Annotated in this window: 25 protein-coding genes; 12 read left to right on the forward strand and 13 right to left on the reverse strand. The window is 68.8% G+C overall.

The window, feature by feature from the left end; all coding sequences use genetic code 11:
- Positions 1–103: 103 nt before the first annotated feature.
- A complete protein-coding gene (locus tag ACU5E9_RS08225; RefSeq protein ID WP_456813128.1) occupies positions 104–1,408 on the forward strand; it encodes a DUF4032 domain-containing protein in 1,305 nt (434 codons plus the stop codon).
- Between the two features lie 473 nt (positions 1,409–1,881).
- On the opposite strand, the gene rlmB is transcribed toward ACU5E9_RS08225, so the two are convergent.
- The 4 genes from rlmB to ACU5E9_RS08245 all read right to left on the reverse strand — a co-directional run bounded on the left by rlmB (position 1,882) and on the right by ACU5E9_RS08245 (position 6,256).
- The gene (rlmB, locus tag ACU5E9_RS08230) at positions 1,882–2,979 is read right to left on the reverse strand and encodes a 23S rRNA (guanosine(2251)-2'-O)-methyltransferase RlmB (RefSeq protein WP_456813129.1); all 1,098 of its coding nucleotides are present in this window, start codon (positions 2,977–2,979) and stop codon (positions 1,882–1,884) included.
- On the reverse strand, positions 2,979–4,394 hold the full coding sequence (cysS, locus tag ACU5E9_RS08235) for a cysteine--tRNA ligase (protein ID WP_456813130.1): 1,416 nt from the start codon (positions 4,392–4,394) through the stop codon (positions 2,979–2,981). Before cysS ends, rlmB begins: the two co-directional genes overlap by 1 nt.
- A 9-nt stretch (positions 4,395–4,403) precedes the next feature.
- Entirely contained in the window at positions 4,404–5,645 is a 1,242-nt protein-coding gene (gene ispD / locus ACU5E9_RS08240) for a 2-C-methyl-D-erythritol 4-phosphate cytidylyltransferase (RefSeq protein ID WP_456813131.1), read from the reverse strand.
- Positions 5,646–5,773: 128 nt separating this feature from the next.
- Complete coding sequence (locus ACU5E9_RS08245) at positions 5,774–6,256, reverse strand: CarD family transcriptional regulator (protein ID WP_456813132.1); 483 nt, start codon at positions 6,254–6,256, stop codon at positions 5,774–5,776.
- Between the two features lie 192 nt (positions 6,257–6,448).
- On the opposite strand from ACU5E9_RS08245, the gene ACU5E9_RS08250 reads away from it, so the two are divergent.
- A complete protein-coding gene (locus ACU5E9_RS08250; protein ID WP_456813133.1) occupies positions 6,449–6,988 on the forward strand; it encodes a hypothetical protein in 540 nt (179 codons plus the stop codon).
- A 74-nt stretch (positions 6,989–7,062) separates the two neighbouring features.
- Here ACU5E9_RS08250 and ACU5E9_RS08255 read toward each other — a convergent pair whose 3' ends face one another.
- Together ACU5E9_RS08255 and ACU5E9_RS08260 are read right to left on the reverse strand one after the other, a co-directional pair.
- Positions 7,063–7,743, reverse strand: a complete 681-nt coding sequence (locus ACU5E9_RS08255; protein WP_456813134.1) for a response regulator — start codon at positions 7,741–7,743, stop codon at positions 7,063–7,065.
- A complete protein-coding gene (locus ACU5E9_RS08260) occupies positions 7,740–8,894 on the reverse strand; it encodes a sensor histidine kinase (RefSeq protein WP_456813135.1) in 1,155 nt (384 codons plus the stop codon). The genes ACU5E9_RS08255 and ACU5E9_RS08260 overlap by 4 nt, the downstream gene beginning before the upstream one ends.
- A 181-nt stretch (positions 8,895–9,075) precedes the next feature.
- Here ACU5E9_RS08260 and phoU point away from each other — a divergent pair, with 181 nt between their 5' ends.
- Positions 9,076–9,738 (forward strand): phosphate signaling complex protein PhoU, encoded by a 663-nt coding sequence (phoU, locus tag ACU5E9_RS08265; RefSeq protein ID WP_456813136.1) that lies wholly within the window; start codon positions 9,076–9,078, stop codon positions 9,736–9,738.
- Positions 9,739–9,855: 117 nt separating this feature from the next.
- Here phoU and ACU5E9_RS08270 read toward each other — a convergent pair whose 3' ends face one another.
- On the reverse strand, positions 9,856–10,605 hold the full coding sequence (locus tag ACU5E9_RS08270) for a phosphoglyceromutase (protein ID WP_456813137.1): 750 nt from the start codon (positions 10,603–10,605) through the stop codon (positions 9,856–9,858).
- An 85-nt stretch (positions 10,606–10,690) separates the two neighbouring features.
- Positions 10,691–11,875, reverse strand: coding sequence for a CAF17-like 4Fe-4S cluster assembly/insertion protein YgfZ (gene ygfZ, locus ACU5E9_RS08275; protein WP_456813138.1), 1,185 nt, complete (start codon positions 11,873–11,875; stop codon positions 10,691–10,693).
- A gap of 149 nt (positions 11,876–12,024) precedes the next feature.
- On the opposite strand from ygfZ, the gene ACU5E9_RS08280 reads away from it, so the two are divergent.
- The gene (locus tag ACU5E9_RS08280) at positions 12,025–12,663 is read left to right on the forward strand and encodes a Pr6Pr family membrane protein (protein ID WP_456813139.1); all 639 of its coding nucleotides are present in this window, start codon (positions 12,025–12,027) and stop codon (positions 12,661–12,663) included.
- Here the strand turns inward: ACU5E9_RS08280 and ACU5E9_RS08285 are convergent.
- Positions 12,647–13,321 (reverse strand): FABP family protein, encoded by a 675-nt coding sequence (locus ACU5E9_RS08285; RefSeq protein WP_456813140.1) that lies wholly within the window; start codon positions 13,319–13,321, stop codon positions 12,647–12,649. The two genes, ACU5E9_RS08280 and ACU5E9_RS08285, sit on opposite strands and share 17 nt — an antisense overlap.
- 169 nt (positions 13,322–13,490) lie before the next feature.
- Positions 13,491–13,727 carry a hypothetical protein gene (locus tag ACU5E9_RS08290; RefSeq protein ID WP_456813141.1) on the reverse strand — a complete coding sequence of 79 codons (237 nt, stop codon included), beginning with the start codon at positions 13,725–13,727 and terminating at the stop codon, positions 13,491–13,493.
- Positions 13,728–13,827: 100 nt separating this feature from the next.
- Here ACU5E9_RS08290 and ACU5E9_RS08295 point away from each other — a divergent pair, with 100 nt between their 5' ends.
- The 8 genes from ACU5E9_RS08295 (at position 13,828) to pstB (ending at position 22,901) form a co-directional block, all read left to right on the forward strand.
- A complete protein-coding gene (locus ACU5E9_RS08295; protein ID WP_456813142.1) occupies positions 13,828–14,520 on the forward strand; it encodes a winged helix-turn-helix transcriptional regulator in 693 nt (230 codons plus the stop codon).
- Positions 14,495–15,403, forward strand: a complete 909-nt coding sequence (gene mshD, locus ACU5E9_RS08300) for a mycothiol synthase (protein ID WP_456813143.1) — start codon at positions 14,495–14,497, stop codon at positions 15,401–15,403. Before ACU5E9_RS08295 ends, mshD begins: the two co-directional genes overlap by 26 nt.
- A 56-nt stretch (positions 15,404–15,459) precedes the next feature.
- Positions 15,460–17,634, forward strand: a complete 2,175-nt coding sequence (locus ACU5E9_RS08305; RefSeq protein ID WP_456813144.1) for an RNA degradosome polyphosphate kinase — start codon at positions 15,460–15,462, stop codon at positions 17,632–17,634.
- Entirely contained in the window at positions 17,631–18,572 is a 942-nt protein-coding gene (locus ACU5E9_RS08310) for an NUDIX hydrolase (protein WP_456813145.1), read from the forward strand. The genes ACU5E9_RS08305 and ACU5E9_RS08310 overlap by 4 nt, the downstream gene beginning before the upstream one ends.
- Before the next feature lie 217 nt (positions 18,573–18,789).
- A complete protein-coding gene (gene pstS / locus ACU5E9_RS08315; RefSeq protein ID WP_456813146.1) occupies positions 18,790–19,887 on the forward strand; it encodes a phosphate ABC transporter substrate-binding protein PstS in 1,098 nt (365 codons plus the stop codon).
- A gap of 153 nt (positions 19,888–20,040) precedes the next feature.
- Positions 20,041–20,985 carry a phosphate ABC transporter permease subunit PstC gene (gene pstC, locus ACU5E9_RS08320; RefSeq protein WP_456813147.1) on the forward strand — a complete coding sequence of 315 codons (945 nt, stop codon included), beginning with the start codon at positions 20,041–20,043 and terminating at the stop codon, positions 20,983–20,985.
- Entirely contained in the window at positions 20,985–22,073 is a 1,089-nt protein-coding gene (pstA, locus tag ACU5E9_RS08325; protein WP_456813148.1) for a phosphate ABC transporter permease PstA, read from the forward strand. Before pstC ends, pstA begins: the two co-directional genes overlap by 1 nt.
- Before the next feature lie 48 nt (positions 22,074–22,121).
- Positions 22,122–22,901 (forward strand): phosphate ABC transporter ATP-binding protein PstB, encoded by a 780-nt coding sequence (pstB, locus tag ACU5E9_RS08330; protein ID WP_456813149.1) that lies wholly within the window; start codon positions 22,122–22,124, stop codon positions 22,899–22,901.
- 86 nt (positions 22,902–22,987) lie between these two features.
- On the opposite strand, the gene ACU5E9_RS08335 is transcribed toward pstB, so the two are convergent.
- From ACU5E9_RS08335 to ACU5E9_RS08345, 3 genes are all read right to left on the reverse strand, one after another.
- Positions 22,988–23,878, reverse strand: a complete 891-nt coding sequence (locus tag ACU5E9_RS08335; protein ID WP_456813150.1) for an aminodeoxychorismate lyase — start codon at positions 23,876–23,878, stop codon at positions 22,988–22,990.
- A 362-nt stretch (positions 23,879–24,240) separates the two neighbouring features.
- Positions 24,241–25,203 (reverse strand): anti-sigma factor, encoded by a 963-nt coding sequence (locus ACU5E9_RS08340; RefSeq protein ID WP_456813151.1) that lies wholly within the window; start codon positions 25,201–25,203, stop codon positions 24,241–24,243.
- Positions 25,200–25,781, reverse strand: a complete 582-nt coding sequence (locus ACU5E9_RS08345) for a sigma-70 family RNA polymerase sigma factor (RefSeq protein ID WP_456813152.1) — start codon at positions 25,779–25,781, stop codon at positions 25,200–25,202. The genes ACU5E9_RS08340 and ACU5E9_RS08345 overlap by 4 nt, the downstream gene beginning before the upstream one ends.
- Between the last annotated feature and the right edge of the window lie 73 nt (positions 25,782–25,854).

The following is a 25,854-nucleotide window of genomic DNA, read 5'->3' on the forward strand; positions in this document are numbered from 1 at the left end:
CAGTTCCCTCTGGGCGGCGCCGCTGCACATCCGCGTCTCACCGGCTGCTACCGGCCGAGGCCACCCGCGGGGCTTCGCTGCCCTGCCGACAGTTAGGCTCCACATGAGCGGCTCCCTGAACATCACCTCCGCCACGGCCGATCCGGCCCTGCTCGACCTTCCCTGGAACGTTCCGCTCGACGCCTGGCCGAACGAGAACATCGCCTCGCTGCCTAAGGGCCTCTCCCGCCACCTCGTGCGGTTCGCGCACCTGAGCGGCCGCGTTGTCGCCATCAAGGAGACCACCAGCGAGATGGCCAAGCGGGAGTACGACATGCTCCGTACCCTGCAGGGCCTGGAGATCCCCTGCGTCGAACCGCTCGCCGTGATCACGAACCGCACCGACGAAGACGGCGACCCGCTCAACTCCGTGCTGGTCACCCGGCACCTCAAGTTCTCGCTGCCCTACCGGGCGCTCTACTCGCAGGCCCTGCGGCCCGACACCGCCACCCGCCTCGTCGACGCCCTGGCGTTGCTGCTGGTGCGGGTGCACATGGTGGGCCTGTTCTGGGGCGACGTGTCGCTGTCGAACACCCTCTTCCGACGCGACGCCGGCGCCTTCGCCGCCTACCTCGTCGACGCCGAGACCGGGCAGCTCTACCCCGGTGGCCTCTCCAACGGCCAGCGCGAGAACGACCTCGAGATCGCCCGGGTCAACATCGCCGGCGAGCTGATGGACCTCGAGGCCGGCGGCCGCGTGGCCGACGAGCTGGACCCGATCAACGTGAGCAACGGAATCGTCGCCGCCTACCGGCTGCTCTGGAAGGAGCTCACCGGCTCCGAGTCCTTCGCGAGCAGTGAGCGGTGGCGCATCACCGAGCGCGTCGAACGCCTCAACAACCTCGGCTTCGACATCGAGGAACTCGCGATCAAGACCGACGAGAACGGCACGACCGTGCGCATCCAGCCCAAGGTCGTGGATGCCGGTCACCACCAGCGCCGCCTGCTGCGCCTGGCGGGCCTGGACGCCGAGGAAAACCAGGCCCGTCGCCTGCTCAACGACCTGGATTCCTACGGCGTCGCATACGGTAACCCGGATGCCGATGAGGAGATGATGGCGCACGAGTGGCTGATGCGCGTCTTCGAGCCCGTGGTGCGCGCGATCCCCCGTGAGCTCAAGGGCAAGCTCGAGCCGGCCGAGGTCTTCCACCAGCTGCTCGACCACCGCTGGTTCATGGCTCAGAACGCCAACCGGGACATCCCCCTGGCCGAGGCCGTCACCTCCTATGTGCAGGATGTGCTCCGTCACCGCCGCGACGAGGCCACCGTCATCGACCCGCCGACCACGCCGATCGACGTGCCGGAGCTCGACGACGAGGACATCGACGCCGCGGACGCCGACGTGGACGACTGGCGCCTCAACGTTTGACCCGCCGCCCCTGACGTGCCGCAAAGTGCCCCTTCAGCCGAGCTGAAGGGGCACTTTGAGCGTTCTCGCGAAAACCGGATGCACCCACTTCCGCCAAGTTCCCCCTTCGCACGCCCGCAAGGGGCACTTTGCGGCAACTCGCGGAAGCTCCTCCACGCGAGATGGCAGTTGAGGCCCTCTCAGCGCGCCGCAATGGCCGTCAACTGGCAACTCACCATCGGCGCCGGCGACGACTTGCCAGTTGAGGCCCCTTCAGGGCACGGCAGTGGGCCCCACGTGGCAACTCACCCGGCCCGCCCCACGGAGCGGCACCGCCGGAGCCTCTGCAACGGAAACCCGCGGCACTCACCCGGGCATCCGCATCCCATAATCAGCAGGCCCTGAGCCTGCCCACAGCCCCGCCCCAACAAGAAACGGCGCAGACCCTCCCCTCAGGAACGATCCGCGCCGTGACTTACGCGTTGCAGGGAAACCTATCCCTGCGCAGCCTTCGTGGCCGCCTTGGCAGCAGCCGCAACAGCCCGCAGCTTCGAAATCTCGTACAGCGTCACACCGGCGGCGATTCCGGCGTTCAGCGACTCGGTGTTCGCGTTGATCGGGATCGACACGATGGCGTCGCAGGTCTCGGTGACGAGGCGGGACAGCCCCTTGCCCTCGCTGCCGACAACCACGACGATCGGGCGCTCGGCGTAGCCGATGCCCAGCTCGGGCAGCTCGGTGTCGCCGCCGCCGTCGAGGCCGATCACGAGCACGCCGCGCTCCTTGAGCAACTTGAGCGTCTGGGTGAGGTTGCTCGCCATCGCGACGGGCAGGCGGGCGGCCGCACCGGCCGACGTCTTCCAGGCGGAGGCGGTGACGCCCACGGAGCGACGCTGCGGCACGATGATGCCGTGGCCGCCGAACGCGGCGGTGGAACGGATGATCGCACCGAGGTTGCGGGGGTCGGTGATGCCGTCCAGCGCCACGAACAGCGGCTTGTGGCCGCGGCTGATGGTGAGGTCGAGCAGCTCGATCGGGTGCGCGTACTCGTACGCGGGCACCTTGAGCGCGAGGCCCTGGTGCACGGCGTCCTTACCGGAGAGCCGGTCGATCTCGGGGCGCATGACCTCGAGCACCGGGATGTTGCGGGTCGTCGCGAGCTTGAGGACTTCCTTGACCCGGTCATCCATTTCGATGCGGGTGGCCACGTACAGCGCGGATGCGGGGATCTTGGCGCGCAGCGCCTCGAGCACCGAGTTGCGGCCGGTGACGACCTCGAACTCGGCATCCGACTTGGCCTTGCGGGTGGACGAACCGCCGCCGCCGGTGTTGCCGGTGCCGGTGTTGCGGCCGGTGCGCGGGGCGCCGGAGCCGGAGCCGCCGGGCGCGCGGCTGCGGCCGCCGCCGGCCGCGGCGAAGCGGTCCTTGGCAGCCTTGGCCTTGCCTGCGGGGTGGTACGGACGGTCTTCGGCCTTGGGGGTGGGCTTCTTGCCCTCGAGGGCCTGGCGACCCTGTCCGCCGGAGCCGACCTGGGGTCCCCTGCTGCCCTTGCGCACCGCGCCGGTGCGCGATTTGCGATCTGTGTTCTTCATCAGTCAAAACTCCAATGTGCACCCGACGGGGTGTCTTCGATGGTTATGCCGGCGGCGACGAGCTCGTCCCGGATACGGTCTGCGGCCGCGTAGTCGCGGCTGGTCCTTGCGGTCTCGCGGTCGTCGAGCAGGCGCTCGACGAGGGCGGTGAGTGCCACCATGGCGGGTTCGTCCGTGGACACGGCCCAGCCCGGTGACAGCGGGTTGATGCCGAGCACCTCGCTCATGGCGAGCACCTGGCCGCGGGCGGCCGCGGCGGCATGCAGGTCTTCGGCGTCGAGGGCGGCGTTGCCCGCACGCACGGTTTCGTGCAGCACGCCGAGCGCCTGCGGTACCGCGAGGTCGTCGTCCATGGCCGTGGCGAAGTCATCCGGCACGATCTCGACCCCGGACCCGGCGAACCGGGTGTCGGCGAGGCGCCGGTCGGCGCGGTCGAGGAAGCTTTCGATGCGTTCGAGGGCGGCTTCGGCCTCGGCGAGGGAGCCCTCATGGAAATCGAGGGTGGACCGGTAGTGCGCCGCACCCAGGTAGTAGCGCACGACGATGGCACGGGCCTGGTCGAGCAGCTCCGCGGCGTACACCGAGTTGCCCAGCGACTTGGACATCTTCTGGCCGTTGGTGTTGACCAGGCCGTTGTGCACCCAGAAGTTCGCGAAACCGTCGCCGGCGGCGGTGGACTGCGCGAGTTCGTTCTCGTGGTGCGGGAAGCGCAGGTCGAGGCCGCCGCCGTGGATGTCGAACTGCGGGCCGAGGTAGCGGGCGGCCATGGCGGAGCACTCGATGTGCCAGCCGGGCCGGCCGGCGCCCCAGGGGGACCGCCAGGCGGCGGAGGCGGGTTCGCCCTCCTTGTGGCCCTTCCACAGGGCGAAGTCGCGCGGGTCGCGCTTGCCGCGCGGGTCGGCGTCGGCGGCGGCTTCCATGTTGTCGGGGTTCTGCCGGGTGAGTTCGCCGTAGGTGGGCCAGCTGCGGGTGTCGAAGTAGACGTCGCCGGAGCCGTCCTCGGCCGGGTAGGCGTGCCCGTTGTCGATCAGACGCACGACGATGTCCTGCATCTCGTGCACGCTCGCGGTGGCCCGCGGTTCATAGGTGGGCGCGAGGATGCCCAGCTTCTGGTAGCCGGCGGTGAACTCGAGTTCGTAGCGGTAGGCCAGCGCCCACCACTCTTCGGTGGTGCCCTGCGCGTTGATCAGGATCTTGTCGTCGATGTCGGTGACGTTGCGCACGAAGGTGACGTCGTTGCCGCGGTAGCTGAGCCAGCGGCGCAGCTGGTCGTAGACCAGGGCGCTGCGCAGGTGGCCGATGTGAGGGGACGACTGCACCGTGGGTCCGCAGACGTAGATTCCCACCTTGCCCGGAACGATCGGCAGGAAATCGCGAAGGGCCTGGGCCTTCGAGTCGTATAGTCGCATGCTCACTGGTTCAGTTTAGGCGAGGCCCGGTCGGATGCTCGGGTGGATGACGGCGGTGGCCAGTGCGGCGATGCCCTCGCCGCGCCCGGTGAAGCCCAGCGCGTCGGTGGTGGTGGCCGACACCGATACCGGTGCACGCAGGATGCCGGTGAGCAGTTCCTGTGCTTCGAGGCGTCGCGGGGCGAGCTTGGGGCGGTTGCCGATGATCTGCACGGACACGTTGCCGACCCGGTAGCCGGCCTCGGTCAGCAGCCGCAGGGTCTCGGTGAGGAACACCTCGCCGTGGGCGTCGGTGAGCCGTGGGTCGGCGGTGCCGAAGACCTGGCCGATGTCGCCCAACCCGGCAGCGGCGAGCAGAGCATCGCAGATGGCGTGCACGGCGGCGTCGCCGTCGCTGTGCCCGGACAGGCCGCGCTCCCCCGGCCAGTGCAGACCGGCCAGCCAGAGCGCGCTCGTGTCGTCGAACGCGTGCACGTCGACGCCGGTGCCGACGCGCGGCTCGGCGGTGGCGCTGGGTACGGCGGTGGGTGCGGTGTCGCCGAGCAGGAGTTCGGCCCGGCGCAGGTCCCAGGCGGTGGTGACCTTGAACGCCAGCGGGTCGCCGGGGATGACGGTGACGGGGTTGCCGGCCGCGGCAACGAGGGCGGCGTCGTCGGTGAGGTCCCGGCCGGCGGCATCCGTGGCCGGCAGGGTGGCGGCCCAGGCGAACGCGGCGTCGAGCATGTCGCGGGGGAAGCCCTGCGGGGTCTGCACCGCGGCCAGCAGCGACCTGTCGACAGTGCCGAGGATCGTGCCGGTGGCGTCGACGCTCTTGATCGTGTCAACCACGGGCAGGCCGGGCACGATGCCGTGGCCGGTCCGGCGCACGGCGGCGACGACGGCATCGATCAGGCCGGCCGGGGTGAGCGCCCTGGCGGCGTCGTGCACGAGCACGACACTCACCCCGGCGCGCACCTGCGCGAGACCGCGGGCCACGGAGTCCTGCCTGGTGGCTCCCCCGGCGACGACATCGAGGTAGCCGTCGGCGGTGCCGGCGACACGACCGGCGATGGTGCGGGCCTCGGCGAGCTGGGCGTCGGGGGCCACGACGATGACCTGCGCGGCCTCGGCCAGGCCGAAGACGCCGGTGAGGGCGTGGTCGAGGATGGCGCGGCCGCCCAGAGGTACGAACGCCTTGGGTTGGTCGCGGCCGAGCCGGCTGCCGCTGCCGGCGGCGACGACGATGACCGCGACGGCGGGAACCGGGATTTCAGTCATGTCTGGAGGCTATCTGGTGGGGCGCGGTGAAGCGGGGTGGAAAGAGGGCTGGAAAGGGGTGGAGCGGAGACCGTGAACATGCGAAAGGCGGCGCCGTTGGGCGCCGCCTGCCGCATGAACAGGAGTTGTTATGAGGCGAGCACCTCGTCGAGCACGCTCGATGCCCGGTCCTCGTCGGTTTTTTCGGCCAAGGCCAGTTCGGAGATGAGGATTTGCCGCGCCTTCGCGAGCATCCGCTTCTCCCCGGCCGAGAGGCCACGGTCCTGGTCTCGGCGCCACAGGTCGCGAACGACCTCCGACACCTTGATCACGTCGCCACTGGCCAGTTTCTCCAGGTTGGCCTTGTACCGCCGTGACCAGTTGGTAGGTTCCTCGGTGAACGGCGCCCGGAGTACCTCGAAGACCTTGTCGAGGCCGTCCTGGCCGATGACATCACGCACTCCGACCAGGTCGACGTTCTCGGCCGGGACTTCGATCGTGAGGTCACCCTGGGTGACGTTCAGCTTCAAATAGAGTTTCTCTTCACCCTTGATGATGCGAGTTTTCACCTCGGTGATCGTCGCAGCGCCGTGGTGGGGATAGACGACTGTTTCGCCAACTTCAAATAACATGTATTGAAATCCCTTCAGCAACGTCTATGATACCACCCCTCCCCGGCACCCTTCCGGCGCGGTATCACGGCTCTCCCCCGGACGCGCCCGGGCCGGTTCAATCCGTAAGGTAAACTCAAGCCAAATCTGCAGCGTTCACGCCACTTCGGCTGAACGCTGAACTCTTGTGGAGGTCTTGTGAGAGCGCGAACCATGGCAACCGTCGTTGTGGCGGCCGGCATCCTGCTGGGAACGACGGGCTGCAACCTGTCCGCTCCCCAGGCGACGACGATCCACTACGACGCCAGCGACGGCGTCAGCGGCAACGTCGGCGATCTGGCCATCCGCAACGCCATGCTCCTCACCGCGAACGGCGAGACCGCCAACCTGCTCGTGCACGTGGTGAACTCGAGCGATGAAGACATCGACCTGCTCGTGCAGTACGAGGGCGTCGACGACAAGGTCGACACCACCGTGACCATCGACGCGAATTCGACCGGCGAGATCGGCGTCGAGGGCGGCGACAGCGTGCTCGTCGAGGGCGACGTCGCTGCGGGCTCCCTGTTCCCGGTGTTCTTCCAGTACGGCGACTACACCGGCACCGAGCTGCTGGTGCCCGTGCTCGACGGCACCCTGTCGCAGTACTCCACCCTGGTGCCCACCGAGAAGCCGACGCCCACCACCGCGGCCACCGCTGAGCCGACGGAAACGCCCGCTCCCACCGCGACCCCGGAAGCCACCACCGCACCGTAACGGCGTCGCTTCACGCACAATGCCCCTTGGCTTTCGCTCAAGGGGCATTTCGCGTATCTGGGCGGGTGCGCCGGTCAGGCCTCGAAGCGGTAGCCCAGGCCGCGCACGGTGACGAGCATGGTCGGTTCGGACGGGGTCGCTTCGATGCGTGAGCGGATGCGCTTGATGTGCACGTCGAGCGTTTTGGTGTCGCCGAAGTAGTCGCTGCCCCAGACGCGGTCGATCAGCTGGCCCCGGGTGAGCACCCGGCCGGCGTTGCGCAGCAGGAACTCCAGCAGTTCGAACTCCTTCAGGGGCATGTTCACCACATCGCCGGACACCGACACGGTGTGCCGTTCGATGTCCATCCTCACGGTACCCGCGGTGAGCACACCGTCATCCTCTTCGACCGGTTCGGTGTGCCGGCGCGAGACGGCGCGGATGCGGGCGAGCAGTTCCCGGGTGGAGTACGGCTTGGTGACGTAGTCGTCGGCGCCCAGCTCGAGCCCCACCACGATGTCGACCTCGGAGTCCTTGGCCGTGAGCATGATGATCGGCACCGACGAGCGGGTGCGGATCTCCCGGCACACCTCGGTGCCGGGGATGCCCGGCAGCATGAGGTCGAGCAGGATCAGGTCGGCGCCGGCACGGTCGAATTCGGCGAGGGCGCCCGGACCGTCCTCGGCCACGGCTACCTCGTAGCCCTCCCGCTCGAGCAGGAAGCTCAACGGTTCGCTGAGCGCCTGCTCGTCTTCAACCAGAAGGATTCGGGTCATGGGGTGTCTCCTGTCGCCGCTAACGCGGGTTGGCTCGCCTCTGGCAGGCGAATGGTGAAGGTGGAGCCGCTGCCGGGCTGGGACCAGACCCGGATGTCCCCGCCGTGGATCTGCACGACGTGCTTGACGATGGACAGGCCGAGACCGGTGCCGCCGGTGTTGCGGGCGCGAGCCTGGTCGACGCGGAAGAACCGTTCGAAGATGCGGTCGAGGTCGCCCTCGGGGATGCCGACGCCCTGGTCGGTGACGGTGATCTCGACCACGCCGTCGGTGACGCGGGCACCGACGCCCACCCTGGAGCCCGGCGCCGAATAGTGCACGGCGTTGGCGACGAGGTTGTGCACGGCCATGACGAGCAGCCGCTCGTCGCCGTAGACCCGCGCCCGGGACTTCCGGCCTACCGCGATGGTGATGCGGTCGGCCTCCGCCACGACCCGGTTCTGGTCGACGCCGGCGCTGACGATGTCGTCGATGTAGAGCAGTTCGGGCTCGCGGAGCGCATCCTGGGCCTGCAGCCGGGACAGTTCGATGATCTCCTGAGTGAGCCGGGCCAGACGACCGGCCTCGGTGGTGAGGCGGTCGGCGAACCGGCGCACCTGCACGGGTTCGTCGGCGGCGTGGCCGAGGGCCTCGGCGAGCAGGCCGACGGCGGCGATCGGGGTCTTGAGTTCGTGGCTGATGTTGGCGACGAAGTCCCGGCGCACCTCGTCGAGCCGGAACGCCTCGGTGCGGTCCTCGGCCAGCAGCAGCACGTACCGGGAGCCGAGCCGGGCCAGTCGCACCCGCAGGTGCATGCTCGCGTCGCCGAACGGACCGCGGGAGAGGACGAGGTCCTCCGACACCGCGTCGCCGGTGCGCCGCACGCCGCGGGCCAGGTCGAGCAGTTCAGGGTGGGCGAGTTGCTGGTTGACCACCAGTCCCATGCTCACGGCGCCCGGGGACGTCTTGATCACGTTGTTCGACGGGTCCAGCACCAGTCCGGCGCTTTCCAGGGCGTCGAGCACCTGGTCGATACCGTCGGGCACCGCCGGGTTGACCACCTCGGCGGCCCGTTTGCCGTGCCGCTCCGCCACATAGAGCAAGGTCACGAACCCTCCGCCAACAGCGAGGCCCAGTGCCAGGGACAGCAACACGAGCCAGGTCGATTCCATTTGACCAGATTAGTGACTATCCCATGGCCGGTTCGGCGCGGCAAGGGTGGGCACACGCTACTTTAGGAACTGTTCAATCGCAGGGCACCTGCCGTTAACCTCCGCTCGCCAGTATTGGTGGGGGCCAGGCGGGCCTCATGCGTTCGCGCGCTTTGGCGCGACCAGGAAGGACCACAGATACATGCGTGAAGTATTTCAGCAGGAGCTTGCCGAGGTGCAGGATCGTCTCGCCGAGATCGCCCGCCTCGTGGCCATCTCCATCGAGAAGGCCACCAAGGCTTTCAATAAGTCGGATGTCGCGCTGGCCGAAGAGGTCATCGCCGACGACGACAAGATCGACGCGCTCACGGTCGAGCTGGACGAGCTGGCCATCACCATCCTCGCCCGGCAGCAGCCGGTGGCGCGGGACCTGCGCATCGTGGTGAGCGCGCTGCGCATCAGCGCGTCGCTGGAGCGGATGGGTGACATGTCCACGCACATCTCCCAGCTGGCCAGGTACCGGTTCCCCGACAAGGTGATCCCCAAGAGCCTGCGGCCCACGTTCGCCCAGATGGGCGCCCTCGACGTGAAGATCGCGAACATGCTCGCCGAGCTGCTCACCACCGAGGACATGAAGCTGGCCGAGGCCATCCGCAACGAGGATGACAAGGTGGATGCGCTGCACCTGAGCGTGTTCGACGCCGTGCTCGGCGAGACCTGGAAGGGCCAGGCGGCGGACACCGTCGACGCGACCCTCGCCAGCCGGTACCACGAGCGGTTCGCCGACCACGCGGTGTCGATCGCGAAGAAGGTGCAGTACCTGGGCACCGGCGACTGGCACCAGCCGTCATCGATCGAGGTCTAACGCCCGAACCAGTACCGCCGGTCGAGCGTGTCGAGACCCCGCACGGGGATCTCGACACGCTCGATCAACGAGAAAAGCCCCCGTCGGAGACGGGGGCTTTTCCTTGTGGGGCTGGGGTTACTTCTTGCCCTGGGCCGCGACGGCGGCGGCGCCGGCGGCAGCGGCGGCGGGGTCGAGGTACTCGCCCGCACCGATCGGCTTGAGGTCCTCGTCGAGGCGGTAGACCAGCGGGATGCCGGTGGGGATGTTCAGCTCGGCGATGTCGGCGTCGGAGATGCCGTCGAGGTGCTTGACCAGCGCGCGCAGCGAGTTGCCGTGTGCGGTGACGAGCACGGTCTTGCCGGTGCGGAGGTCGGCGGCGATGTCGGACTCCCAGTACGGCAGCATCCGGGCGATGACGTCCTTGAGGCTCTCGGTGCGGGGCACCTCGTCGCCGAGGTCGGCGTAGCGGGCGTCGCCCACCTGGGTCCACTCGGAGGTGTCGTCGAGCAGGGGCGGCGGCACGTCGAACGAGCGGCGCCAGGTCTGGAACTGCTCGGGGCCGTACTTGGCGAGGGTCTCGGCCTTGTCCAGGCCCTGCAGGGCGCCGTAGTGGCGCTCGTTGAGGCGCCAGGAGCGCTTGACGTCGATCCACAGGCGGTCGGCCTCTTCGAGGGCGATGTCGGCGGTCTGGATTGCGCGGGTGAGGCGCGAGGTGTGCAGGATGTCCGGCAGCAGGCCGGACTCGGCCAGCAGCTCGCCGGCGCGCAGCGCCTCGGCCCGGCCCTGGTCGCTCAGACGCACATCCACCCAACCGGTGAAGAGGTTTTGCTGGTTCCAGGTGCTGTTGCCGTGGCGGAGAAGGATGAGGGTATAAGGAGCAGACATGGTCCAACTCTAGCGAGGCGCGCGTGGGCCTGCCGCACCCGCGGGCGTGACGAAAGTCCCGCGGATGCCTGTGACCGGCTGGGATTCAGCCGCGCGGCGCCCGCACACCCAGCCGCGGCAGCCGCGGGATCTCGGCGACGGACCCGGCCGACTCCGGCACGATGACCTCCTGGCTGGCGGTGATCGACAGGCCCTGGGAGAGCACGTGCAGGGTCACCGTTCCCGGCACTGTGCGCTTGACGACGGCGAGCGCGATCGGTCCGAGTTCGTAGTGGATGGCGCTGGAGGTGATAGTGCCGACGGTGCGGCGTTCCGGTTCCGCGTTCGCCACGAACCGGTCGCCCTGTACCTCGTCGCCGTGGGCGGGCAGCACCGACTCCGAACCGTCCAGGTGCAGCAGCACCAACCGGCGCGGCGGGTGGCCGAGGTTGTGCACCTTGGCGACGGTCTCCTGGCCGCGGTAGCAACCCTTGTTCAGGTGCACCGCGGTGCGCAGCCAGTCCAGTTCGTGCGGGATGGTGCGCTCGTCGGCGTCGAGGGCGCCGCGCGGGCGCCAGGCGGCGATGCGCAACGCTTCGAGGGCGAGCAGGCCGGCTGCGGTCACGGTGCCGGCGGCGACGGTGTCCCGCAGGGTGGGCAGCGCCGACCGGTCGATCAGCACCTCGGTCCACCGCCATCCGGCGCCGGGGTGGCCGGCGGTGGTGGCGTACTGCCAGCCGCCGGGCGCGACGGCGTTCCACGGGTCGTTCCAGACCAGCGGCACCCCGTTGGGCGCGGCCGGGGCGAGCGCGACGGCGGCGGGGTCCGCGGCCATGGTGCCGATGGTGGCGTAGGCGAGGGTGTGGTCGACGACCTGCACCCGCAGGGTGAAGCGCATCCGGTCGAGGAAGGTCTGCAGGCCGGGCAGTTCGGCGGCTTCGACGAGCAGCCAGCTTTCGACGCCGTCGTCGACGAGGGCGATGGCGTATTCGAGGTGGCCGGCCGGGTCGAGCAGCAGAGTCTCGGTGGACTGGCCCGGGGTGAGGCCGCGCAGTTCCTGGCTGGACATCGAGTTCAGCCAGGTGAGCCGGTCGGGCCCGGAGATGGACAGCACCCCGCGGTGGGAGAGGTCGACGATGGCCGTGCCGGCGAGGAGCTTGCGCTGTTCGGAGTTCGGGCTCCCGTAGTGGGCGGCGACGCCGGCGTCGATGCCCAGGGCCTCCACGGCACCGTCGAGTTCGAGCAGGGGCGATGCGGCGGCCGGAACGAGTGGTTCGGTGCTGCTGGTCATTGCGCTCTCCTTCAAGGAAGCTCCGGGAACGCTGCCGCGAAGACCGGGCAGTCGACAACCGGAACTCCGGCCCATATGCTAACCCAACGGCCTGCCGGGCACCCGGTATTCCCGCCAGGCCGGCTGCCCGCCCCGACGAGGAGTCACCGATGACTGTTCCCGCCACCCTGCCTGCCGCGCTCCGCCTCACGGCCGGGGCGCTCACCGTGATCGCGGTGGCCGCCACCTTCTTCTCCACCGCGGCCCGCGCCACGATCAACCCGTTCAACTTCTTCGGCTTCTTCACCATCCAGAGCAACCTGCTCGCGGCAGGTGTCCTCCTCGCCACGGCGGTGCTGGTGCTGCTCGGCCGGGCGGTCCCGGACTGGCTGGAGCTGGCTCGGGCGGCGACGACGGCGTACCTGGTCGTCGTCGGACTCGTCTACAACACCCTGCTGGCTGGGCTGGCCGGCGGCGTCGACCTGGCCTGGGCGAACACCGTGCTGCACGTCGTGTTCCCGGTCTATTGCCTGCTCGACTGGCTCGTCTTCGCCGACCGGGACCGCCATCGGTGGGGCCGGCTGTGGCTGGTGCTGATCTACCCGACGCTGTGGTGCGCCGTGGTGCTCCTGCGCGGGGCGACGGATGGCTGGGTGCCGTACCCGTTCCTCAACCCGGTGACCGGGTATGGCGCGGTGTCGGGCTACGTGGTGCTGATCGCCGTCGCCGTGCTCGCCGCCGGGGCCCTGGTGTTCGGCCTCAGCCGGGTGCGGCTGGTCGGGGTGGTGCCGGTCAGGCCACGCGGCTGAGCCTGCCGGAGGCGTGTGTGCGCAGGTCCTCGCCGAGGGCGGCGATATCCCAGGCCCAGAGCAGGTGCTTGTCGACGAGGCCGTACAGCCGGGTCGCGGCCGCGTACGGCTTGGCGCCGCTCGTGCGCACGATGGCGTCGGTGGCCAGGTCGATGCGGGGGCCCTTCACCTGGCCGAGGTAGAGCTCGATGATGCCGCCCGGATGCACCAGGCTCACCTCGATGTCGAACCCGCCGTCGGCGTTCCGCAGGGTCTCCACGGCTTCGGCGCTCTGGAACGGGGCGGCGCCGACACCGGGCAGCAGGCCGGGACCAGGGTCGCCGGCCTGTTGCGGGCGGCTGAGCCGCCAGTAGCCCGTCTCGGTCATCAGCGGGATGGCCGCACCGGCGGCTGTGCTCGCACCGGCGGCGGCACCCTCGGCGGATGCGGCGGGAGTTGAAGAGGCGGCGGCGTCGCCGGCCTCGGGCTCCAGCCAGGTGTACGAGCTGTAGTTCAGGTGCTGCAGGCCGTCATGGCTGAAGCTGATGCGGTGACCGAATTCGCGGGTGACGGTGGTGCCGCCGACGGTGTAGTCGAGGATCCCCGAGCCTTCCCAGACGCCGAGCAGCCACGACAAGGGAACGAGCTCGGACGGCAAGCCGACCGGGAGTTCGTACACTTCGGTTACCGCTGGCCCCGGAACAGCTTGAACAGCACAACGCCGGAAACCCAGGCGATCGACAGGCTGGCCAGCGCGAGGAGGCCCAGGAACAGGATTTCAAGTGCGAGCGTTGACATGCCCCAACTCTAGCCGCTGGCGCGCGCCGCGCGGCCGAAACGCCGAACCGTTATGCAAGGCCGATCACGGCGAAAATGCCGGTCGCGGCGGCAAGCACGAGAACGGCGCCGACCAAGCTCTGCGTGACCCGGCTCACGTATCCCTCTTTCTGCCCCGTGGACAGTTGGGCTGCGAGGGTGAGGATCGTGCATCCGGCCAGGGACAGGCTGGTCCACACCAGCCGATTTTCCGGGGCGACGAGCACGCCGGTCAGTACCGCACAGACCGCGGCGACCAGCCAAATCATCACAACACTCAAACGCTTCCAGCTCACAGACCCATTCTGCACGCCAGAGTCGCATTCCGTGGCACGCTAGTATGAGTCGCAAGATACTTGGAGGACCTGCGTGGCGCAGCTGTTGATCCTGACCTCGGCGGTGAACGACGAAGTTCTCCCAGCCCTGGCGTTGCTGTCACACAGCACACGACTCATTCCGGCGCAGCCGGATCAGCTCATCACCGCGCCCGATTCCGACCTGATCCTGGTCGACGCGCGATCGAACCTGATGGGCGCCAAGTCGCTCTGCCAGATCCTGCGCACCACCGGGAGCAGCGTTCCGTTGCTTCTGGTGATCACCGAGGGCGGCCTCACGGCCGTCAGCCCGGACTGGGGGGTCGACGATGTTGTGCTCAACACGGCCGGTCCCGCCGAGGTGGATGCGCGCATCCGACTCGCCGCCGGCCGCACTCCGCACAACGAACCCTCCCCCACCATCCGCGCCGCCGGTGTCGTCATCGACGAGGCCAGCTACTCAGCCAAGGTGCACGGCAAGCCGCTCGATCTCACCTACAAGGAGTTCGAGCTGCTGCGCTTCCTGGCCGCGCACCCGTCGCGGGTGTTCACCCGTGAGCAGCTGCTCAGCGAGGTCTGGGGCTACGACTACTTCGGTGGCACCCGCACCGTCGACGTGCACGTGCGGCGCCTGCGCGCCAAGCTCGGCGACCAGGAATCCCTGATCGGCACCGTGCGCAACGTCGGCTACCGGTTCAACGTGTACGAAGAGGACGGCGAGCGTGTCGCTCACTCTGTCGGCGCCTGACCTGGCCGACGCCGCCTTCGCGGCCCGGTTCCACGACGTCGCCGACGCGGCCGCGCACACCGACGGCTACCGCCCGTTCAACGAACAGGCCATGCTCGACGTGCGCAGCGGCCACCGCCAGCCGCAGCTGTTGCTCGAGGGCGAAGACGCCGTCGGCGCCGCGATCTTCGGCCGCGGCCAGGTCGACCTGGTCATGCACCCGCGCTACCGCCGGCGCGGCCACGCCACCGCCGCGCTCCGCCGCCTGTTCGAGGACGAGGGCGGCATGTCCGGCGACCTCACCGCCTGGGCGCACGGCGACCACCCCGGCGCGCGGGCCCTCGCCGACCGGTTCGGCTTCAGCGCCGCCCGCACCCTGCTGCAGCTGGACCGGCCGCTCACCGACGCCGACGACTCCCCCGCGCTGCCGGACGGTGTGGCCATCACCCCGTTCCGCCCGGCGACCACGACCGACCCCGGCGATGCCGCCGAGTGGGTGCGGTTGAACGCCCTCGTTTTCGCCGAGCACCCGGAACAGGGCGCCATCACCGACGCCGACCTCGCCGCCCGGCAGGACGAACCCTGGTTCGACGCCGGCGACCTGCTCCTGGCCCGATCGACCTCGGACGCCGCGCCCGGGCCGGTCCTCGGCTACAACTGGCTCAAGGTCGAACCCGGCTCCACCACCGGCGAGATCTACGTGCTCGGCGTGCACCCGGATGCGGCCGGCGCCGGCCTCGGCCGCGCCCTCATGCTGGCCGGCCTGGGGCGCCTCCGCGAACGGGGTTGCACGGCCGTCGAGCTGTACGTGGAGGCCGAGAGCACCGGCCCGGTCGGCCTCTACCGCAGCCTCGGATTCACCGACCGCACGGTCGATGTGCAGTACCACCGCAGCCCTCGTTAACGTTCCGTTCACCGTGATCGTCGCGCCCGCTCGGCGCCGGGTGTCAAGATGGACAGATGGACGGCGACAACATCCCAGGCACCTCAGGGCTCGAGAGCGAACTCGACGACGATTTTGACCCTCAGATCGGCAAAAACGATCCCGCACTACCGAGCGAGCGGTACCTCGATCGCGAGCTGAGCTGGCTCGCCTTCAACCAGCGGGTACTCGAACTTGCCGAAGACCCGGCCCTGCCGGTGCTCGAGCGGGCGAACTTCCTGGCAATCTTCGCCAGCAACCTCGACGAGTTCTTCATGGTGCGCGTCGCCGGCCTCAAGCGCCGCATCCTCACCGGCCTCGCCGTGCCCACCAATGTCGGCCGGGCCCCGCACGATGTGCTCACCGACATCTCCAAGGCCGCCCACGTACTGCAGGACCGGCACGCGCACGCCTTCCAGGAGCTGGTGCGCCCCGCCCTGGCCGAGCACGGCGTCGACATCGTCACCTGGGACAGCCTCTCCGACGTGGACCGCCGGTCGTTGCGCGGCTACTTCTCCAACCAGATCTTCCCGGTGCTGATGCCGTTGGCCGTCGACCCGGCGCACCCGTTCCCCTACATCTCCGGCCTCTCGCTCAACCTGGCGGTGCGGCTGCACAGCTCCAAGACCGGCAAGCAGGAATTCGCCCGGCTCAAGGTGCCCTCGATGCTGCCGCGCTTCGTGCGCGTGGACCGCACCGAATCCGTCGACAAGGTGCGCTTCATCACCCTCGAGGACCTCATCGCCAACCACCTCGAGGACCTCTTCCCCGGCATGGACATCCTCGAACACCACGTGTTCCGGGTCACCCGCAACGAGGACGTCGTGATCGAGGAAGACGACACCGAGAACCTGATCAAGGCGCTCGAGAAGGAGCTGCTGCGTCGCCGGTTCGGCCCGCCCATCCGCCTCGAGGTCACCGAGGACATGGACGAGGTGACCCTGGGCCTGCTCGTGCGTGAACTCGACGTCACCGAGCAGGAGGTCTACCGCCTGCCCGCCCCGCTGGACCTCGGCGGACTGTTCGACCTGCGCATCGACCGCCCCGACCTGCACTACACCAAGCACGTTCCCACCACCGCGGCGCAGCTGCTCACCGGCGAACCCAACGAGGAACCCGACATCTTCCGGGCCATCGGCCGGGGCGACGTGCTGCTGCACCACCCCTACGAATCGTTCGCGACCAGTGTGCAGGCGTTCCTCGAGCAGGCCGCGGCGGACCCGAACGTGCTCGCCATCAAGCAGACCCTGTACCGCACCTCCGGTGACAGCCCGATCGTGGAGGCGCTCATCGCCGCCGCGGAATCCGGCAAGCAGGTGCTCGCGCTGGTGGAGATCAAGGCCCGCTTCGACGAGCAGGCCAACATCTCCTGGGCGCGCAAGCTGGAGAAGGCCGGCGTGCACGTGGTCTACGGGCTCGTCGGGCTCAAGACCCACTGCAAGCTCGCCCTCGTGGTGCGCTACGAGAAGGGCGTGCTGCGGCACTACAGCCACATCGGCACCGGCAACTACAACCCCAAGACCAGCCGGATCTACGAAGACATGGGCCTGCTGACGGCGGATGACCAGGTCGGCAAGGACCTCACCCGGCTGTTCAACGAGCTCTCCGGCTACGCCATCGAGAAGAAGTTCAAACGCCTGCTGGTGGCCCCGCTGCACCTGCGGAAGGCCCTGCTCAAGCGGATCGCCGACGAGACCGCCAACGCGGCCGCCGGCAAGCCCGCGGGCATCCGGATCAAGGTCAACTCGATGGTCGACGAGGACATCATCGACGCGCTCTACCGGGCCAGCCAGGCCGGCGTGCCGGTGGACGTGTGGGTGCGCGGCATCTGCAGCCTCAAGCCCGGCGTGCCCGGCCTGAGCGAGAACATCCGGGTGCGGTCGATCCTGGGCCGGTACCTCGAGCACTCCCGGATCTTCTGCTTCCACACCCTCGGCGAGACGCAGGTGTTCATCGGCAGCGCCGACATGATGCACCGCAACCTCGACCGCCGGGTGGAGGCGCTGGTGCGCCTGGTGGACCCGCGGCACCTCAACGAGGTCGACGCCCTCTTCACCCGGGCGATGGACGAACGCACCTCGTCGTGGTGGCTGGACGGCACCGGCGAATGGACGCGTCACCACCTCGACGTGGACGGCAAGCCGCTGGACGACATGCAGAACCGTCTGATGCAGCAGATCGGGCAGCGGAAGCGCCCGGTGAGCCGCCGATGAGTGACCCTGGCATCGTCTACGCTGCCGGCGCGGTCTGCTGGCGGCTGATCGACGGCAAGATGCACGTGCTGCTGATCCACCGCACCGTGCACGGCGACATCACCATCCCCAAGGGCAAGGTCGACCCCGGCGAGACGCTACCGGTCACCGCGGTGCGGGAGATCGAGGAGGAGACCGGGCTGGCGATCGCGCTCGGGGTTCCGCTCGGGGTCTCCGAGTACCCGATGCCGAACGGCAAGCTGAAGGTCGTGCACTACTGGGCGGCCGAGGTGCTGCCGGAGCACATCCTGCACTCCACCTTCGTGCCCAACGGCGAGGTCGCGGCCCTGGAATGGGTCACCATCAAGAAGGCCAGGACGTACCTCAGCTACGCCCCGGACGTGGAGATCATCGACGCCTTCGCGGGTCTCGTGGGGCAGGGCATCACCCGCACCTTCGCGATCATCGCGCTGCGGCACGCCAAGGCCACCGCGCCCAACGACTGGTCCGGCCCCGACGCCACCCGTCCGCTCAGCGAACGCGGGGTCGCGCAGGCCGCCGCCCTGGTGGGCACCGTGAGCGCGTGGCAGCCGCAACGCATCTTCACCAGCACCGCCACCCGCTGCGTCACCACCGTGGCACCGCTGGCGGCGGCGACCGGTGTGGCGTTCAAGCGCACCGACCTGATCAGCCAGGACGCCTGGGAAGAGGGCACCTCCGACGTGCGGCACAACGTCGGCAAGCGCATCCGTGCCCGCAAGACCGCGGTGCTGTGCAGCCACGGACCGGTCCTGCCGGACATCCTGCGGGAGATCGCCCTGGCCACCGGCTCCCCGGTGACGCACCAGCTCTCCAACGCCGCCGCTCTCGCGCCCAGCGGGTTCTCGGTCGTGCACCTCTCCAGCGACAACCCGAGCGCCGGCATCCTGGCCATCGAGAGCCACCCGCCGCGCGTGTAGGCCGGTCCCACCCACCGACTCGATCGCCCGCAACCCGACCCGGTTGCGGGCGTTGTCGTTGAGGCCGAGCCGTCGGATTCCGTTTACCTCCCGTTCACCCGGGAGAGGGAGTGTCGTTAACCGCAGAGATTAGCGTCTCTCAAGGGCCAGCACCGGCCTTTGTTTGCAGGATTCTCCTGTGATCGCATTCCCTGTATTCGACCTGAAAAGGATCCTTGTGAATCTCATGCGTTTTGGCCGCCCGGCGGTCATTGCCATTGCCGCAGCACTCGTTCTCTCCTCCTGCGCGTCCAACGAAGGTGGCGCCAGCACGCCCACCGACGGCGCCGAGGAAAGCACCCTCTCCGGCACGATCAACGCCGCCGGCGCTTCCTCGCAGGGCTCCGCCCAGGAAGCCTGGATCTCCGCCTTCCAGATCGCCAACCCCGACGTCACCATCAACTACGACCCGTCGGGCTCCGGCGCCGGTCGCGAGACCTTCATCGCCGGCGGCACCGACTTCGCCGGTTCGGACTCCTACCTGAGCGACGAGGAGCTGGCCGGCACGTTCGCCGCCTGCGCCCCCGACACCACCGCCGTCGACCTGCCGGTCTACATCTCCCCGATCGCCGTCATCTTCAACGTCGAGGGCGTCACCGACCTCAACCTGGATGCCGACACCCTCGCGAAGATCTTCACCGGCGCCATCACCACCTGGAACGACCCGGCCATCGCCGCGTTGAACGAGGACGCCGACCTGCCCGCCACCGCGATCACCGCCGTGCACCGCTCGGACGACTCCGGCACCACCAAGAACTTCGCCGACTACCTCTTCCAGGCCGCACCCGACGTGTGGACCGAGAAGCCGGCCGACCCGTTCCCGTACCAGACCGGTGAGGGCGCCCAGGGCACCTCCGGTGTCGTCGACGCCGTCACCAACGGCACCGGCACCATCGGCTACGCCGACGCCTCCCGCGCCGGTGACCTCGGAGTCGCCAAGATCAAGGTCGGCGACGAGTTCGTCGAGTACACCGCCGAAGCAGCTGCCGCCGTCGTCGACGGTTCGCCGCTGGTCGAAGGCCGCGAGGACAACGACCTGGCCATCAAGCTGGACCGCCTCACCACCGACGCGACGCACTACCCGCTCGTGCTCGTGAGCTACGCGCTGGTCTGCACCGAGTACGCCGACGCCGAACAGGGCGCCCTCGTCAAGGAGTACGTCAGCTACATGGCCAGCGAGGCCGGCCAGGAAGAGGCCGCGACCTCCGCCGGTGCCGCTCCGCTGTCCGCCGACCTGCAGTCCAAGGTCGCCGCGGTCCTCGAGACCGTCAAGTAACTCAACACCCGCTGAGCTTCCGGCTTCAGTAACACTGCCCGGCAGGGCGATCGCGTTGCACGCGGTCGCCCGGTCGGGCACACTGAGGCTTGGGGTCCGGCTCACGATCCACCCTTACCGGTATCACCTCACCCCTCCAGGGAGACGCTCGGAATGACGACCGCAGTTGACCGTATTGCGATCAAGGCCAAGGAACGACCGGGCGACCGCATCTTCTCCACCGCAACGGTGGTGGCAGGCAGCCTGATCCTGGCCGTACTGGCCGCCGTGGCCCTGTTCCTGTTCGTGCAGAGCATCCCCGCCTTCGTGGCGCCGGCGGATGCCTTCAAGGGAGACTTCTCCAACTTCTGGTCCTACGTGGCGCCGCTCGCCTTCGGCACCGTCTGGTCGGCCTTCCTGGCCCTCCTGATGGCCGTGCCGGTGGCCATCGCCGTCGCGCTGTTCATCTCGCACTACGCGCCCCGCAAGCTGGCGCAGGGCCTGGGCTACCTCATCGACCTGCTCGCCGCCGTGCCGTCCGTGGTGTTCGGCCTCTGGGGCATCGGCGTCCTCGCCCCCCTGGTGCAGCCGTTCTACGCCAACCTCGTCGAGTGGTTCGGCTGGTTCCCGCTCTTCGCCGGCCCCGTCTCCGGCACCGGCCGCACCATCCTCACCGTCGCCATCGTGCTGGCCGTGATGGTGCTGCCGATCATCACCGCCATCTGCCGGGAGATCTTCCTGCAGACCCCGGTGCTCTACGAGGAAGCCTCCCTGGCCCTCGGCGCCACCCGCTGGGAAATGATCACCATGGCCGTGCTGCCGTTCGGCCGCGCCGGGATCATCTCCGCCGCCATGCTGGGCCTCGGCCGGGCACTCGGTGAGACCATGGCCGTTGCCATGGTGCTCTCCCCCAACCCCGAGGTGATCTTCCAGCTGCTCACCTCGCAGAACTCGAACACCATCGCCGCGAACATCGCCCTAAACTTCCCCGAGGCACACGGCGTGGGGGTCAACATCCTGCTCGCCACCGGCCTCGTGCTCTTCGTCATCACGCTGATCGTCAACATGATCGCCCGCGTGATCATCAACCGCCGCAAGGCCTTCTCTGGAGCGAATTGATGAGCACCATGACTGTCGCGACTCCCGTCACCAACTCCCTCACCGCCGGCAAGCTGCCCAAGAACTCGCCCATGATGGTGCTCGCCGCCAGCTGGATCGTCACGGGCGCCTTCTTCGTCGTGATTTTCCTCGCCGGCGCCACCGAGACCTTCAACTGGGCCGGCACCCTGTTCTTCGGCACCGTGCTGTACTGCATCGCCCTGTTCCTGTTCTCCTACTTCGTCGAAGGCATCCGCCGGGCCAAGGACCGCCTGGTCACCGCCCTGGTCACCATCGCCTTCGTCGTGGCCCTGATCCCGCTGATCTCCCTCGTCGGCACCACCATCGTCAACGGGCTGCCGGCGTTCCTCACCCCGAGCTTCTTCACCGAATCCCAGCGCAACGTCGTCGGCGCCGGCGGCGGGGCGCTGCACGCGATCGTGGGCACCCTCTTCGTCACCGGGCTCGCCACCATCATCTCGGTGCCGATCGGCCTGCTCACCGCGATCTACCTCACCGAATACGGCCGCGGCCGGCTCGCCCGCGGAATCACCTTCTTCGTCGACGTGATGACCGGCATCCCCTCGATCGTGGCCGGCCTGTTCGCCTACGCGCTGTTCTCGCTCCTGTTCAACGACCCGGGCATCCGGTTCGGCTTCGGCGGGTCGGTGGCGCTGTCGGTCCTGATGATCCCCGTCGTGGTGCGCTCCAGCGAGGAGATGCTCAAGCTGGTGCCCAACGAGCTGCGCGAGGCCGCCTACGCGCTCGGTGTGCCCAAGTGGCTGACCATCGTGAAGGTGGTGCTGCCCACGTCGCTGGCCGGCATCGTCACGGGCATCATGATCTCGATCTCCCGCGTGATCGGCGAGACCGCGCCGCTGTTGATCGTCGCCGGCTTCACCGCCAGCATGAACTACGACCTGTTCAGCGAGCGGATGATGACCCTGCCGGTGTTCGTGTACAACCAGTACGCCAGCCAGGGCGCCGACTCGCAGGCGTACATCGACCGGGCCTGGGCCGGAGCGCTCACCCTGATCGTGATCGTCATGCTGCTGAACCTGGTGGCCCGCCTCGTCGCTCGCACCTTCTCCCCCAAACTCGGCCGCTGACGCCGCCACCACCTCAGCCTCTCCTGATTCTCAGATTCGAAGGAACACATGTCCAAGCGCATTGAAGTCAACGACCTCGACGTCTACTACAGCAAATTCCTCGCCGTCGAGGGTGTGTCACTGACCATCGAACCGCGCACCGTGACCGCGCTGATCGGCCCCTCCGGCTGCGGCAAGTCCACGTTCCTGCGCACCCTCAACCGCATGCACGAGGTCATCCCCGGCGCCCACGTCGACGGTGAGGTGCTCATCGACGGCAACAACCTCTACGGTCCCGGCGTCGACCCGGTGCTCGTGCGCCGCCAGGTGGGCATGGTGTTCCAGCGCCCCAACCCGTTCCCCACCATGTCGATCGGCGACAACGTGCTCGCCGGCGTGAAGCTGAACAACAAGCGGATGGCCAAGAGCGACGCCGACGCCCTGATCGAGAAGTCGCTCAGCGGCGCCAACCTCTGGAACGAGGTCAAGGACCGTCTCGACAAGCCCGGCTCCAGCCTCTCCGGCGGCCAGCAGCAGCGCCTCTGCATCGCCCGCGCAATCGCGGTGCAACCCGACGTGATCCTGATGGACGAGCCCTGCTCGGCGCTGGACCCGATCTCCACCCTCGCGATCGAGGACCTCATCGAGGAGATGAAGGTGGACTACACGATCGTCATCGTCACGCACAACATGCAGCAGGCCTCCCGCGTCTCCGACCGCACCGCGTTCTTCAACATCGCGGGCACCGGCAAGCCGGGCAAGCTGATCGAGTACGACGACACCACCACCATCTTCTCCAACCCCACCGTGCAGGCCACCGAGGACTACGTCTCCGGCCGCTTCGGCTGAACCCCGCACGCGCGCCTCTCGCGAGCCGTGAGCAGAGCCCCCTTCCGGACGCCCGGAAACGTGCTCAGCTCACGGCTCGCGGGCGTTTAAGCGCCGGTGCGGGCCAGCAGGGACGCGTTCAAGGTGAGGGTGAGCTCGTCGTCGTGGGGGAACTCCACGCCGTCCAGCGCGGTCACAGCGACCGCGAGGCGCACGCTGGACACCAGCCAGGCCGCATCCGCCGCCCGCAGCTCGTCGATCGTGACGTCGCGGTACTCGACACTCTCCCCGTGCGCCTCGAGGTACTCGAACACGCTCTGCTGGGTGGTGCCGTGCAGGATGGCGCCACTCGGCGCCGGGGTGACGTAGCGGCCGTCGATGCGCACGATCACGCTCGACGTGGGGCCCTCCATGACGTAGCCGTCGTGGGTGAGGAAGATGGTGTCGTCGGCGCCACGGCGCTTCGCCTCGCGCAGGGCGGCCATGTTGATGGCGTAGCTGAGGGTCTTGGCGCCCATCAGCAGCCACGGCGCCTGCTCGGCGACGCCGCGCGGGTAGCCGCGGTCGAGCGTGATCACCTTGATGCCGTTCTCCCGCACCGCGGTGAAATCGGCGGCCTTGGTGGCGTGCAGCCACGCGGTGGGCGCGGGGCCGTGCTCGACGCCGCGGCTGAGCACGAATTTCAGCGCCAGCTCACCCTCGCCCGGGATGCGGGCGACCGCATACGCGATCGCGGCCCGCCACTGGGCCGGGTTCGGCACCGGCAGGTCGCAGATCTGGGCCGAGTTGACGAGCCGGCTGATGTGCGGCTCAACCTCCTGCGGGTGCCCGTCGACCACGCTCAGGGTCTCGAAGATGCCGTCACCGCGCTGGGTGCTGAGCTCGGCCACCCGCAGCGCCGGGGCGCCGGAGTCGATCTCGTGGAACGTCTCCACGAAGTCGGTGCGGGTGGAGTCGGCGGGCTCCGGGTCGATGAGCAGCGTGAAAGGCAGGGTCATGCACCGAGCCTACCCACCCCGCCCGGCGCATCCCGGAGCCCGCCCCGGCCGATGCAGCTGCGCGCCCGCGAGTTGCCAGGTTGCGCCCCATACGGCCCGCTGAGCGGGCCCGAACTGGCAACTCAGCCCGGGCCCGACATCGAGTTGCCAGTTGGCGCCGCTTCGAGCGGTCAATGGGGGCCTCAATTGTCAACTCACGGCAGGGCCAGCCGTCGAGTTCAGCCAAAGTGCCCCTTCAGCGCGGCGGAAGGGGAACTTTGCGGCAAGTCGGGATGCGCGCCGCCCGCGAGTTCCGCCGAAGTCCCCCTTCAGCGCGGCGGAAGGGGCACTTTGCGGCAAGTCGGCATGCCGTGCAGCGCCGTCTAGCTCTGGATGGCCACGATCGGGTCGGTGGTGGGCTGGTCGGAGCCGCCGGCGGGTTCGACGGTGACACCGACGGCGTCGCCGGCGTTCAAGGTGCCGTCGAGCACCCGCCAGACGGGGCCGGAGCCATCGGAGTCGAACGTGCCGGCGGAGACCGGTCCGCCCTCACCGATGTACCAGAGCTGGTAGTCCTCGTTGTCGCCGAGGGCGGGCAGGTCGTCGACGATGATCGCGGACAGGCCGAGTTCACCGGACCAGACCAGGGTGGCCTCCTGCCCTTCGGTGGTTTCGGTCGACGCCCGCTGCGTGTCGGCGGCGGCGTTGATCTCGGCGAGGCTGGCGGCCTGCGCCGCGGCGAAGTCGTCGCCGGAATCACCGTAGAGCGCGGGTCCGACGAGGGTGCCGCCGACGAACAGGGCCACGGCGGCCGCGGCCGCGACGAGGTACCCGGCGGGGCGCTGGAACCAGCGGCGTTGGGCCCGGTCGGCAGCGGCGCCCTGGCCGTTGGCCGAGGTCGGGGCGGGCTCGGCCGCGGGGGCCGGTACGTCGGTCGGTGCCGGCGCGACGGCGGGGGTCGAGGTCGCGGCGGATGCGGGGGCGGAGCCGATCGGGATGGCCGCGGGCGGCGCATCCGTCGTGGCAGCGATCTGCACGGGCTGAGCCGGTTCGGTCGTCGCGGGCAGCGGCGCCAGCTGCGGGGTGGAGGCGAGCTTGGCCATCAGGCCGGCCTTGAGCGCGCTGGAGGGTTGCACCGGCGCGACCGCCAGGCCGAGGGCCACGGCCGTGTCGCCGAGTTCGACGGCTTCGATGCGCGCCTGCTCCGACTCGGCCAGGTGCCGCTCGTAGGCGGCCTCTTCCTCGGCGTTGAGCGCGTGCAGGGCGTAGGCCCCGGCCAGGTCGGCCGGGTTCTCGACCGAACCGTTGCCGGTCAGGTCGTTGTCTGGCTTGTCGGTGTCGCTCATGACGCCACCCCCAGTTCATCTCGCAAGCGGATTAACCCGTCGCGCAGCCTTGTCTTCACGGTGCCGAGCGGAATGTGCAGGTGGTCAGCGACTTCGCGGTGACTGTAACCGCTGAAATACGACAGGCTCACGGCCTGGCGTTGCAGTTCGGTCAGTCTCGACATCGCCTTCTCCACCCTTTCATGCTCGATTTTCACCTCGACGGTTTCGGCGACGTGGTCGTACGGCACCGCGAGGTCGCGGATACCGATCTTCGTGTCCCGGTCGCGTCCGGCTTGCGAGGACCGAATTCGGTCGATCGCACGCCGGTGCGCCATGGTCATGATCCAGGTCGAAGCCCCGCCACGCTGCGACTCGTACCGCGAAGCCGTCTGCCAGATCTCCAGGAAAATCTCCTGGGTCACTTCCTCGGACTGTGCGTGATCGATCAGCACGCGCTTGACAAGGCCAAGCACCCGCGGAGCGATCTGGTCGTAAAGCTCTCCGAAAGCCAATTGGTCCCCGGCCGCAACTCGGGCGAGCAGCTCTTCTTTCGAAGGCGCTGTCGACGAGGCGTCGAGGTTGAATTCAGCTGTCATGAGATCCAGCATGTCAGGTCTAGTCCCCTTCCATGCAGAGGGTTCGGTGCCGAGTCCCTGATGGATTGGTCTG

The sequence above is a fragment of the Cryobacterium sp. AP23 genome (assembly GCF_054075385.1).

What these genes read in the sequence shown, in the direction of transcription:
- ACU5E9_RS08225 (WP_456813128.1), top strand. Translation starts at nt 104, where the DNA reads ATGAGCGGCTCCCTGAACATCACCTCCGCCACGGCCGATCCGGCCCTG.
- rlmB (WP_456813129.1), bottom strand. Translation starts at nt 2,979, where the DNA reads ATGAAGAACACAGATCGCAAATCGCGCACCGGCGCGGTGCGCAAGGGC.
- ispD (WP_456813131.1), bottom strand. Translation starts at nt 5,645, where the DNA reads ATGACTGAAATCCCGGTTCCCGCCGTCGCGGTCATCGTCGTCGCCGCC.
- ACU5E9_RS08245 (WP_456813132.1), bottom strand. Translation starts at nt 6,256, where the DNA reads ATGTTATTTGAAGTTGGCGAAACAGTCGTCTATCCCCACCACGGCGCT.
- ACU5E9_RS08250 (WP_456813133.1), top strand. Translation starts at nt 6,449, where the DNA reads ATGGCAACCGTCGTTGTGGCGGCCGGCATCCTGCTGGGAACGACGGGC.
- ACU5E9_RS08255 (WP_456813134.1), bottom strand. Translation starts at nt 7,743, where the DNA reads ATGACCCGAATCCTTCTGGTTGAAGACGAGCAGGCGCTCAGCGAACCG.
- ACU5E9_RS08260 (WP_456813135.1), bottom strand. Translation starts at nt 8,894, where the DNA reads ATGGAATCGACCTGGCTCGTGTTGCTGTCCCTGGCACTGGGCCTCGCT.
- phoU (WP_456813136.1), top strand. Translation starts at nt 9,076, where the DNA reads ATGCGTGAAGTATTTCAGCAGGAGCTTGCCGAGGTGCAGGATCGTCTC.
- ACU5E9_RS08270 (WP_456813137.1), bottom strand. Translation starts at nt 10,605, where the DNA reads ATGTCTGCTCCTTATACCCTCATCCTTCTCCGCCACGGCAACAGCACC.
- ygfZ (WP_456813138.1), bottom strand. Translation starts at nt 11,875, where the DNA reads ATGACCAGCAGCACCGAACCACTCGTTCCGGCCGCCGCATCGCCCCTG.
- ACU5E9_RS08280 (WP_456813139.1), top strand. Translation starts at nt 12,025, where the DNA reads ATGACTGTTCCCGCCACCCTGCCTGCCGCGCTCCGCCTCACGGCCGGG.
- ACU5E9_RS08290 (WP_456813141.1), bottom strand. Translation starts at nt 13,727, where the DNA reads ATGATTTGGCTGGTCGCCGCGGTCTGTGCGGTACTGACCGGCGTGCTC.
- ACU5E9_RS08305 (WP_456813144.1), top strand. Translation starts at nt 15,460, where the DNA reads ATGGACGGCGACAACATCCCAGGCACCTCAGGGCTCGAGAGCGAACTC.
- ACU5E9_RS08310 (WP_456813145.1), top strand. Translation starts at nt 17,631, where the DNA reads ATGAGTGACCCTGGCATCGTCTACGCTGCCGGCGCGGTCTGCTGGCGG.
- pstC (WP_456813147.1), top strand. Translation starts at nt 20,041, where the DNA reads ATGACGACCGCAGTTGACCGTATTGCGATCAAGGCCAAGGAACGACCG.
- pstA (WP_456813148.1), top strand. Translation starts at nt 20,985, where the DNA reads ATGAGCACCATGACTGTCGCGACTCCCGTCACCAACTCCCTCACCGCC.
- pstB (WP_456813149.1), top strand. Translation starts at nt 22,122, where the DNA reads ATGTCCAAGCGCATTGAAGTCAACGACCTCGACGTCTACTACAGCAAA.
- ACU5E9_RS08335 (WP_456813150.1), bottom strand. Translation starts at nt 23,878, where the DNA reads ATGACCCTGCCTTTCACGCTGCTCATCGACCCGGAGCCCGCCGACTCC.
- ACU5E9_RS08340 (WP_456813151.1), bottom strand. Translation starts at nt 25,203, where the DNA reads ATGAGCGACACCGACAAGCCAGACAACGACCTGACCGGCAACGGTTCG.
- ACU5E9_RS08345 (WP_456813152.1), bottom strand. Translation starts at nt 25,781, where the DNA reads ATGACAGCTGAATTCAACCTCGACGCCTCGTCGACAGCGCCTTCGAAA.